Annotated in this window: 6 protein-coding genes; 1 reads left to right on the forward strand and 5 read right to left on the reverse strand. The window is 42.1% G+C overall.

Going from position 1 to position 11,741, the window contains the following annotated elements; all coding sequences use genetic code 11:
• The 5 genes from N480_RS12170 to N480_RS12190 all read right to left on the reverse strand — a co-directional run.
• Positions 1-750, reverse strand: a 750-nt coding sequence (locus N480_RS12170; RefSeq protein WP_231102259.1) for a condensation domain-containing protein, incomplete at its 3' end; no start/stop codon positions are given.
• Positions 751-2,095: 1,345 nt separating this feature from the next.
• Positions 2,096-2,848 (reverse strand): thioesterase II family protein, encoded by a 753-nt coding sequence (locus tag N480_RS12175; protein WP_063372784.1) that lies wholly within the window; start codon positions 2,846-2,848, stop codon positions 2,096-2,098.
• Between the two features lie 485 nt (positions 2,849-3,333).
• On the reverse strand, positions 3,334-4,434 hold the full coding sequence (locus N480_RS12180) for an amidohydrolase (protein WP_231102260.1): 1,101 nt from the start codon (positions 4,432-4,434) through the stop codon (positions 3,334-3,336).
• Between the two features lie 140 nt (positions 4,435-4,574).
• Positions 4,575-6,326 (reverse strand): ABC transporter ATP-binding protein, encoded by a 1,752-nt coding sequence (locus tag N480_RS12185; RefSeq protein ID WP_063372786.1) that lies wholly within the window; start codon positions 6,324-6,326, stop codon positions 4,575-4,577.
• The gene (locus N480_RS12190) at positions 6,327-8,141 is read right to left on the reverse strand and encodes an ABC transporter ATP-binding protein (protein WP_081231856.1); all 1,815 of its coding nucleotides are present in this window, start codon (positions 8,139-8,141) and stop codon (positions 6,327-6,329) included.
• A 606-nt stretch (positions 8,142-8,747) separates the two neighbouring features.
• On the opposite strand from N480_RS12190, the gene N480_RS12195 reads away from it, so the two are divergent.
• A complete protein-coding gene (locus tag N480_RS12195) occupies positions 8,748-11,741 on the forward strand; it encodes a salicylate synthase (protein WP_063372787.1) in 2,994 nt (997 codons plus the stop codon).

Below are 11,741 nucleotides of genomic sequence, written 5' to 3' on the forward strand. Positions count from 1 at the left end.
TCTTTGCCAGTGCGCATAATCTACGTATTGAACCCGCAATTCTTGTAAAGGATTGCCGCCTCCTTTACGAAATGCGTCATAAAGAATAAAAAATTCTTTCGCCAACACTTCGATTGACCATCCATCTGACGCAATATGGTGCATACTAAAGACCAATACAGCTTTATTTTGATTAGACACAACATAACTCACTCTAATCATTAAATCATGCGCTAGATCAAACGCTTTGTTACGTTCAGCTATGATTGTGTTACTGATGGCTTGTTGTTTTTCCTCGTATTCACTGAGATCTTGAAATGTAATTTCAAAGTTAACCTCTGACATCGGCCGGATATACTGATTTACCTCTCCATCGTTTTCTACATAAACAGTTCGTAAAACTTCATGTCGCTTGATGATCGTATTGAACACCTGTTTCATTAAATCAATATCTAAGCCAGGTTTAATCTCATAAGCGACCGACATATTATACTCTGCAGAACCGCCATGTAGTTTATCAATAAACCATAGGCTCTGTTGGGTAAAAGATAAAGGATATAATCTTTCGGTATTGTTAGATCTATCAATTCTCTTAACCTTCTTGTCCACAGTTTTACTAGTTAGGTACTCGATTAGTTCTTCTTTATTATTCTTAATTAGCTGAATGGCATCTGGACAAATTTTTCCTTTTGGCGCTTTTGCTTTTAAAACTCCCTCCTCTAGGTATACTTTAACGCCCAACGCTGTAATCTTTGAATATACTTCTTTCACTTTGACCTCAAAATTTTTTATACCAACTTAGTGAAGCTTCATCTATCTGGTGATATGGGTCTATCACGCAAAATTATCGCTCATTTAGCTCAGCTCTACTTATTAGGAGGGAAATTTGAGTCCATGTTTTTACTTAGTGATTATTAAATTTCACTTCGTTTTTCTATTCACTAACTGGCAGATTTTCCAAAAAACATATCGCTTAAATACCATTGACTCATATTCCTTATAAGCACCCCATTAACTAAGCATCATATACAAACGAAAAACATCGAAAGTTAACTATCACCGTTCTTGGTAACCTCTAAAAAACTGCCACACTTATTTTCAACTTTATAAAAAATGAAATAATATCAACATCATTTTATATGATAACTAAGGACGGTCAACAAATTCCGATAAATTCAACAAATACAACAGAAATTGAATTCACCTTCCAAATTGATACATTACCATATTAAAACAATTTAATTTTAAATATAGCAACAATTAAAACACCTATCAATTTGCACCTTGATATGAAAACCCATAAAAACAAACCACAAACAACATTAAAGTTAAGTAAATCACAGTTGCTGCGCAATATTTTTATCGCGCAATTCGCAATAAAAAGCATTCTAAATCTCTAATAGATACTACTGCTATAATTACACCAATGTGAACATAGGTTAAACAATAAATAAAAACCCACTCCCTCCAAAAATTTCATAAAGATTATATTCAATATCGCGCACTCAAATTTTCCTGGCCTATGCACTCAAGTCATTAGGTACGTTTATTGGTTATTTAAATTGAACATAGTGCTCCACATGAAAGTAAAAATAAATCTCTGGTTGATTTCCTTTATTTAATAAAATATTCCTGAAGTAAGCATCAAATCCCTACTAGGGCTAGATAAAATAGAGTGCCTAAAAATAAATATTGGAGATATTTCTATAATTTAAAACAAAGCCCGCCCCTATGAAAATCAAGCCCATTGGCTGCATGCAAAGTTTTAACGAGTAGTGATTGTGCGACTCACTCATTTAAATACGCAAAATGAAAAGAAATGTTATGTGCTGGATGAATTGGATGCCAAAATAAATGAAAACTGAATCAAGCTATCACCTTCGACGATCACTAATTGGGGAGGCATTGCACATCTTGAGCGGTTAGTGCACCTGAACATTGAAGTACTCCGCTTGACAAGCAACAAGAGTAATTAAAACTTCTGTGTTTTTGTTCTGATTCGATAAATGCCAATATCAAGCCAAAACTTGCTTTTCAGAAATTAAAACACCATATACAAAAACTTATCTAATAACCATAATTGATGTTGAGCAACCCAATATTATCGAAAGACTAATCATTTGATCAATGTGCAAGCGTCTATAATATTTTCGAGCTGAGCCAGTACATTTTCACGATATTGATTAATGAAAAAATGACCACCTGGTATTTCCGCTTTTTTAAAGCCAATCGAAGTTAAATCTGCCCATTTATTAACCCCCTCGTCAGTAACACCTTTATCTTCTTTGCCATAAAGAGCAAGTATAGGAAAAGGCATTTTTATTTCATCAGCTACAAATGTACCTGCAATCGAAAAGTCAGCCCTCAATACTGGTAGCACTAACTCCATCAATTCAGCATTGGACAGCACTTCTTTAGGCACATTTTTTATTCCAACTATATTCGCTATGAAATCCCTGTCGCTGTATCTATCGATTGCTTTTCCATTTATGGGTAAATAAGCTGCTCGACTTGCAGAAGCCACCAGGTAATTAGGTAATTTCCTACCTTTGGCTTTAAAGCTACAACACAATGCAAACGCGACCCTACTGCCAAAACTATGCCCAAAGAGTATATAGGGTAACTCAGTAATAAAATCAGCATGCAAGTCAAGTTCAGCCATCATTGAAGCCATTGTTGTGTGTGGCTTCTCCTTTATTCTAGAACCCCTGCCTGGAAATTGGATTATAACCACCTCAACTTTCTCACTAAGAAGGTGAGGCCATGAAGTAAACGGTGTTACCGTCCCCCCTGCAAAAGTAAAGCAAAATAAGCGAATTTTAGGATTTTTTATAGGCTTTGGTATTACAAAAAGTTTATTTTTATCCAATATTATATTTCCGTGTTGTTATAAGCAGCCAAAACTTAATATTTATAATTTTACTGCTGCTCCAAGTACCCAGAAAGGGAATTGCGAGCGGCATTCTAACTCTGGATATACCATTTAACAACTATTGATATAAGTTGAAGTAAATTCGCAAATGCATACGACTAGGAACTTTATATTTCGGTCAGTGACATACCTTTTGATTGTCACCCTTTTCATTGCAGGGGTATCTCGTTAGCAGCATACCGAGTATGGATCTTCACAATAACCTTGTTGAGTGAGCGTTTCAACCTGTCAATTTGTTATACTCTTGTAGATTGGATATAACCTATTTTTACATTAAGTACGTCACTTTTTCCCTTGAGAAATCATTTGCTTTAAAATGTTCATAGATAAGGCGGAAACAATCGCGTTTTTATTAACTCTATCTATCGCACCTTTGTTACTTAAAAAATTGAATAAGCAATAAATTAAACAGCAAGGTCAGTTTACTTGATACAAATCTCTGGTGCCTCATAGTCCAAATTCATCAGGTCAAAGTAGTTTTGGCCAAGGGCAATATTGCGAAATGCGTTATTGTCTAAAAATTGGTTGATGTAACTTGTGAGCTCGACTTCTTTGGCATAGTGTTTAAAGCGTTTGGTATCAGTTGCTACAAAGTCGGATCCGGGCAGAATTCGGGTGGAGTATTGATTTAAAAAGGCCACATAGTGGTCACGTATTGCTTCGTGTTTAAAGTACTCGTCGTATAAAACACGCCATGAAATATCCAGCATCAGTTTAGGGTATTGATCAAGTAGTCGAGATAAAATCTCGGTATGGCGCTTAGGGTCAAGGTTGGTAAGCTCTCTTGATAGCCCCATATGCACCCAAACTATGGGGTTATCGGGGTATTGTTTTAGTACTGCTTCCATTAAATACAGGAACTTTTCAGGCTCTTTATTGGAACCGATATCAGCATGAATAGAAATAGGAATTGGCGTACTGCCTGGGCCCCGAGGGCTTCTTAGCTTGGCCATAAACTCATTCCACTTGGCAATGTTCTCAATCGCGGTCGTCCGATGGCGATTAATAAACAACGCCTGTTTGACCAAGTTTACCTCTCCCATCCACGTAAATGTATTTGGATATTCATGCTCCAGCAGATCCATTTTGTACGCGATATCTTGCGGTGCATTAAGGTCAGGAAAACTCATTGACAAGGTTAAATGAGTGCCTTGCGGTGCGTGTTCGTAATAGTTTGCGGCGTTGCTAAAGTCATTTTTAATACTGGGCTTTACCTGTGCGGTCGGGCAATTATAAAAGTAGTCACAGTCCAAAGGTACCATCTGACCAATACCAAACACGTTAACAAACAAAATGCCTAGACGCTCAAAGTAGGTATTTAGCTCGTTGATGGGCAGTGCATTCCCCCCAAACGGACGAAAGTGATTGTGGGCATCCACTACAAAAGTATGTGGCATCGTGGCACGGTTATAACACTGTGCACTGTCTTTTTTAAACATTTCCATGGTGCGTGCATTTTGTGTTTGCACACAGCCACTGAGTAACATTACTGCTGCACTTATTGCTCCCAGTTGCTTTATCACCGCTACCTCCGCGTACATCCTTGGGATTAAACTCATTAGATAATGACACGCTAAAAAGAAATCTAAAGAGAAACACGATAACTTGCATGCAGAGGAAGTGGCGCCCTTCGCCAATAGAAAAGCGCGGTTGTAAATCCCCTTTACGCCACTTGCACTTCCTGCGCTTTCCAGAGACTCGTATAATGTCCACCGAGCGACACCAAACAACGGTGACTGCCAGACTCTACGACTTTGCCTTGCTCAAGTACGATAATATTGTCGGCATCCACAATACTAGAAAGGCGGTGAGCAATGGTGATCACGGTGCGATTCTTTAACAGGTTCCCCATTGCATTGACCACCTCAGCCTGGGTGATGGGGTCAAGCGATGACGTTGCCTCGTCGAGCAGTACTATAGGTGCATCTTTCAATAAAGCTCTGGCAATGGCAATACGCTGTCTTTGCCCTCCAGACAACAATAATCCACTATCACCAACACGGGTATTCATTCCCTCTGGCAACTTGTTGATAAACTCTAAACAATTGGATAAGCGGCACGCATCCATTACTTCTTCGTCGCTGGCATCTGGTCGACCAATGCGAATATTTTCAACTATACTCGCATCCACCAGCTGTATATCCTGAAATACCATGCTAACCACTTGATGTATGCCATGAGAGCCAATGTCTCTGAGGTCTGACGCGCCTATTCTCACACAGCCTGAGCTCGGGTCAAAAAAACGGGCACACAAGTTTAACAGCGTCGATTTACCACTGCCTGACTCACCAACAATTGCGGTTGTTGTCCCTTGTTTAACTCGAAAGCTCACCCCATCAATGACCTTTTTATTGCCATACTTAAATGACACACGGTCGAGTTCAATATCAAAATACTCAGGCCGCTGCGGGTTATCCGGCTCCACCAACACAGGCTCATTTAGAATGGACTCGATTTTGTGTTCAGACTGCACAGCCAAGCGTAGTATTGTCAAATACTCCCCCACTTCATAAAGTGGCTCGAGTAGCTTCACCAGTAATAGAGCAAACAAAACTGTCGTAAAGTCTATGCCAGTAAAGCGATGTTCAGGTAAAGTCATCGCCAATATAATGACAAACACTGTGAGCACCATATTGAGCATCACTCGGTAGGTTAAAACCGGCCCAGCCCCCCACATCTCAACTTGCAAACTATGCTGTTTCGTGCGCTCTAACTGTTTAGCCACTCGCGTTAGCCAAGTCTCTGTTTGACCGTATAATTTGAGGGTTTTTAACGCCTCAACATAGTCTGTGATCATACTGCTACTTTGGCGATATGATTGCTGCTTGGCGCTGGCTACTTGTGCAAATTTTTGCTTTGACACCTGCATTATCCAAAATGCAAATGGCAGCGATATTAAAGCGCTTAGTGCATACAGAGGATTTACAAAAAGTAAAATCGCCATGCCAATCACAGGGGCCACCAACGCCGAAATCAAGTCAGGGGCAATATGCGAAAATATGCTTTCTATTTTTTTAATATCTTCTGTGAGCAACTCTAAAAATTCACTGCTGTGAGTGCGGCGCATGCGTCCAAGGGGCAGCTGCCTCACGTGGTTAATCAACTTTATTCGATAAGCATGTACAACTCGATAACTGCCCACAAAGCTCTGGTATTGGCCGATATAGGCACATACCAGTTGCATTAAAAAGAAGCCACCCAAAACCATCAAATAGTCCGTTGGCGTTGACAGCCATGGGGCACTTTGTGCCGTTGCCGAAAACTGTTGTTGCAACCAATAAAAACATAACAATAGCGGCGCAATCGCGACACAACGTTCCAATACACGAAAAGCGACGCCCGTATAAAAACTCCATTTTCCTGCGCCGGCATGGGCGATTATTCGACCAATACTCAATGATGCTTGTTTATCCATTTATATCTCGTAACTTATCTGTTGGAAATCTAGCGGATGCCCTTTGGTACTCGGTTGTGCACTGTCACTTTCTTGTAACTGCCAACATTCACGATAGTAGTCACATCGTGCAAGCAAAGCTTCATGAGTGCCTTGCGAGGCAATTTGGCCATCTTTTAAAACAAAGATCTGTCCGGTGTTTTCTAGCCCTAAATATTTATGGGTAATAATCAAAAATGTCGTATTCGGATAATGGCCTTGAATGGCCTGATAAAGCTTAGATTGCGTGACATTATCCATGGCAGCAGCAGGTTCATCTAAAATTACCAAGGGTGTTTCACTCACCAGCGCGCGAGCGATAGCGATACGCTGTTTTTCGCCACCCGATAAGTTTTGTCCTCGCACTTGCACAGGTGTGTCTAACCCGTCAGGTAATTGCGTGACCCATGGCTTTAACTGAGCTGCAACAATAGCGTGTTCGAGCACTTCAGAACTAACTCCACTACGGCCAAACAAAATATTCTCGCGCAGCGAGCCCTCAAACAAATAACACTCCTGTGTCACCACGCTCATAAACTGGGCACGTGCATTGTCGGTTAACATTGAAACATCTTGCCCATATATTTGGACTCGCCCCGACGAAGGAGAGAGCAAACCACATGCCAGCATCGCCAGCGTCGATTTACCGTTACCAGATGCCCCCACTATCACATTCAATGAGTTGGGTAACAGTTTAAAATGCACACTTTGCAAAATTTTATGAGACTGGTATGCGAAATCTACACTATAAAACTGCATCAGAGGATGCTTCTTTTCAGCTTGAATTTGCGTGTTATTGAGTGCTGGGCTTTGCGATAAGTAGATGGGCATGATGCGCTTAACACCTGCAAGTAACTCATTGGCATCCATAAAAAATCGACTGACTTTAATGATAGGGTTAAGCATACCCACCGCTAACAACATACTTAAAATAACCTGCTCAGTGCTGACAGACTGCGTACTGTGCAACCCAATTGCAGCGGGTAGTAAACAGACAAATGAAGCGCCTAACAGTGCAGTGTACAGCGTCCAGCCAGGTACGGTTTGGCCTGTGAGCTCTAAAACGAGCTTGTGGTAGCTACCTAATTTGCGGTTTAAAACAGCAAAGCGTTTGCTATCCAAGTTGTATAACTTCATCAGTGGAATGTTTTTAACGTAGTCACTTAACGTTGCGGTTAAATCCTCCGATACGCCGCTAAATCGTTCATATTGCGCTGCTGTTTTATGCATAAATAAGCCACTCGCTAAAAAAGCCAGCGGCACAACAGCAACAGCACTGAGCGCAAGTCGCCAGTCAATAAATGCAATCACCGTAAATACCACAATTGGTGTCAACAATGCGTTGAACAACTCCACACTTTGATGCGCGATAAAGTTTTCAATATGCTCAACATCTTGCAGAATATTTTGCTTAAGCACCGCTGGGTTTTGAGCAGTTAACCAAGTGAGTGGTAAGTTTGCCAACTGCGTAGCCAGTTTCATTCTAACGTCAGTTAAAGCGTTAAAGGCAACTTGGTGACTGAAGAAGTAGGCGCCCATAGAACACCCTGACTTAAGTATAATCGCACCACAAATACCAGCGGCTATCCACAATAACTGCTCAGCAGATGCGGTCAACGGGGTTAGCAACTCTTGAATAGCAAGAAACAATAAATATACCGGTAAAAGCTCAAAGACAGTAACAAACGCCATCAAGCTTAAAGCCATAAACATCTTGCCTTTATGAGGTGTACAGATCGCAAATATAATAGACCAAGGGCTTTGATTTTCCTCGGTTTCATGCGACTCAACACGCATATACCTACTCCTTTAAATGCGGTTAAAAATCGGCTGAATAAACCAACTCACATAGTTATTAAAATCGCCCAGCAATGCAAATATGACTCTGTCGACAACTCTGTTTGTTGACATATCATTGTTTTATATCAAACAAACGTCCCAGTTTTACCAACAAAATCAATTATAAAGGACTAGTTTAGACTACAATTTTATTCATTTTTATCAATGTAAAATTGCTCATTTTCACAACAAACCTGTAGCACACTTCCCTACCTAGGCCATCACCTCAAGCGCTTATCTGGTTTTTTCAGCAACTTTCACCACACAGTGATTTATCTAATCGCAATAAAAAATAGCCGCAAGCCTACTGGAGTAAACTTAATAGCTCTCCCCGCATCCGTTAACTAATCCCCAGATCGGAAATAAGTGTGGACCCCCTATAAACCTTGGCAAATTCCCCCGAAAAAATTACCGATAGGGGCATACAACAACTTTTAGGGGTGGGAACAAATTGCTCGAGCACCTATTTTTTGAGGCCGTGAAAACTTCATAAAAAAATAACACTCGCAGTTGTCGCTAACCAGAACACGCACCGCGATCGTGCCTCATAATCGGAGAACTATTGTGAAAACAACACCAGATACCCCAGTCCGGCCAAAGGCTGAGCAAGACCTATATATTGAAAAAAATATATGGCAACAACAAAGCCTTGGAACCCTCGTTTCAGATTGGCGCGCTCAATTTTCAGATAACGTCGCCTTAATTGAGGATGATACAACGCTCACTTACACGCAGTTTGAGCAGCATGTATTAGCGCGCAGTGCCGGATTTTACAATTTAGGATTAAAAGCAGGTGACCATGTGATGGTACAACTGCCAAATAGCTTAGATTTTGTGATTAGTTGTTTTGCTATGTTCCGCTTGGGCATCATTCCGATTTTAGCGATGCCCGCGCAGCGAGAGTCCGATATCGCAGCGCTTTGTGAACTGAGCAACCCTATTGCGTATATAGTACCTAACAGCTATTTAGGCCACGATTACATTGCCATGGCCGAGCGTATTGTGTCTGCATGTCCAACCATTCAACATGTTTTGGTATCTGGTATTGCCCCAAAAGCAGCTTTTACTTCTCTGTCTCAATTAGACAGCACTAACGCTATAACGGCTGCACATATAGATCCTGCCTCTACGGCATTAATGTTACTTTCTGGTGGCACCACAGGCACGCCCAAACTAATTCCACGTAGTCATAACGATTATCACTACAATGCCAAAGCCTCCGCTGAGCTATGTCGACTTGATCAACAGACCACGTATCTGGCTGTTTTACCCATCGCACACAATTTTCCTCTGGCTTGCCCGGGAATTATCGGCACACTGTCACAAGGCGGTAAAGTTGTGCTTTGCCCAGCACCGGGGCCAGACGAAGCCTTTCCATTGATTGAGCAACACCAAGTAACGCACACGGCCCTTGTACCCGCGTTAACCAAGCTTTGGCTTGAAGCAAAACAATGGGATGACACCGACATAAGTAGCCTACAACTCTTGCAAGTAGGTGGTGCGAAATTCTCATCTGAGCACGCCTTGCAAGTACCCGAAGTGCTTGGCTGTCAACTACAACAAGTGTTTGGGATGGCTGAGGGGTTGTTGTGTTTTACTCGTCTAGATGATCCACAAAATGAAGTGACGCATACCCAAGGACGCCCGCTTTGCAACCTAGACCAAATTCGAGTTGTTGACGAGCATGACAACCCTATTGCACAAGGTGAGATTGGTGAGCTACAAACCAAAGGCCCATACACCATTGCGGGTTACTACAAAGCGCAGGCACATAACCAAACAGCCTTCACCTCTGATGGGTTTTATCGCACGGGTGACTTGGTACGCATGGATCAGTCCGGCAATTTGATTGTTGAAGGACGAATAAAAGAGCAGATTAACCGAGCAGGCGAAAAAATCGCTGTTGCCGAAATAGAGCAGCGTTTACTTGCTCACCCCAATATCGATGAAGCCATCCTAGTACCCGTGCCAGATGCGCATTTGGGTGAGCGCAGTTGTGCATGTGTTATCTCAAACCAGCCCGTTTCTCTCAGTGATGTTCATACGCTGCTCAAAGAGCAGCAAGTTGCGCGCTTTAAGTATCCGGATCAAATAATCTCGCTCAGTTTTTGGCCACTCACCGCAGTCGGAAAAATCAATAAAACAGCACTGGCAAAACGTGCTGAGGAAGAATATGTAGAAACCACTATGAATCACGCACAGTCAACACCCTATTTTGAAAAAGTCATTTCAATTCAGTCTGCTCCAGCGCAGTTAGCCCCGACTGTTTCTGAGCTTAGCAACAACCCATTTAAAGCCGTATACGAGAGCAAGTCAGCGTGGTCAGTCGGTATTGGTAAAGTAGCTGAACTATACTCGAACGGTTGCGAAATTACGCTACAGCAAGGTGAAAAAACAACATCATTTAGTGGTGAGTCATTCCCTGAGTTGATGGCACAAGCGCTACAAAGTCTCGAATTCGAAAACTGGCGGTTATATGGCGTCGCCAAGTTTGAGCTGGCCAGTGTATTTCATGGGATCCAATCACGGACAGAGCATGACAAAGCACTCCAGTTATTTGTGCCAGCACAAGAGGTGCGCCTAGAAGCAAACCAAGCCACATTGCGCGCTTTAAATGAAGCCGACCTCAATCTCCTTGAAACCTTGGTTTTACAAGCAGATACATCATGCGTGCACGCTGAAAGTATCGCTGACTTTGAGCCTTTGCAAACCCCGCAGATCAACACCCAATACAAAGACGAATACAAAACATCTGTCGCCAAAGCCATTGAAGAGATCTGCAATAAGCAATATCAAAAGGTCATACTATCTCGTCGTATTCACGTACCTGACAGTGTATGCCTGAACAAGAGCTTCCGCTTTGGTCGCTTAAACAATTCGCCCGCACGCTCATTCTTATATCAATTAAATGACTTTTCAGTCGCCGGTTTTAGCCCAGAAACTTTGCTTGAGGCCAGCAACAAAGGCTATATCAGTACACAACCACTGGCTGGCACCCGTGCTTTAGGTAGTTCGCCACAAGAAGAGCAACAACTGCGTGAAGAACTGCTCAACGACACCAAAGAAATCGCAGAACACGCCGTATCGGTAAAACTCGCCCAAGAAGAGTTAGAACAGATCTGTGAGCCCAGCTCAATTTCAGTCAGTGAATTTATGGCTGTGCGTCGCCGTGGCAGTGTGCAACACCTTGCATCACGGGTGTGTGGCCAACTGAGTAAAAACAAAAACCCTTGGCACGCTTTTCAAGCGTTATTCCCTGCCGTTACAGCATCTGGTATCCCAAAACGCGAGGCCATTGAAGCCATATTACGCCTAGAACCAAACCGCAGAGATTGGTACAGCGGTTGTGTAATGATTGTTGATAGCGATGGGTTTATGGACTCTGCCTTGGTACTGCGTTCAATTTATCGTGCTAACAACCGTACTTGGTTGCAAGCGGGCGCTGGCGTAATTGACCAATCAAAACCTGAAAGAGAGTTAACTGAAACCATCGAAAAACTGAGCTGTATTGCCAACTACCTCATTGATGAAAAAGCGTTAGAAGAGGCGGAGAGCTAA

It is taken from the genome of Pseudoalteromonas luteoviolacea S2607 (genome assembly GCF_001625575.1).
In the GTDB taxonomy this organism is placed as follows: Bacteria; Pseudomonadota; Gammaproteobacteria; order Enterobacterales; family Alteromonadaceae; genus Pseudoalteromonas; species Pseudoalteromonas luteoviolacea_E.

Bases quoted from the DNA above. Each gene is read 5' to 3' on its own strand.
- N480_RS12190 (WP_081231856.1), bottom strand. From the start codon at position 8,141: ATGCGTGTTGAGTCGCATGAAACCGAGGAAAATCAAAGCCCTTGGTCT.
- N480_RS12185 (WP_063372786.1), bottom strand. From the start codon at position 6,326: ATGGATAAACAAGCATCATTGAGTATTGGTCGAATAATCGCCCATGCC.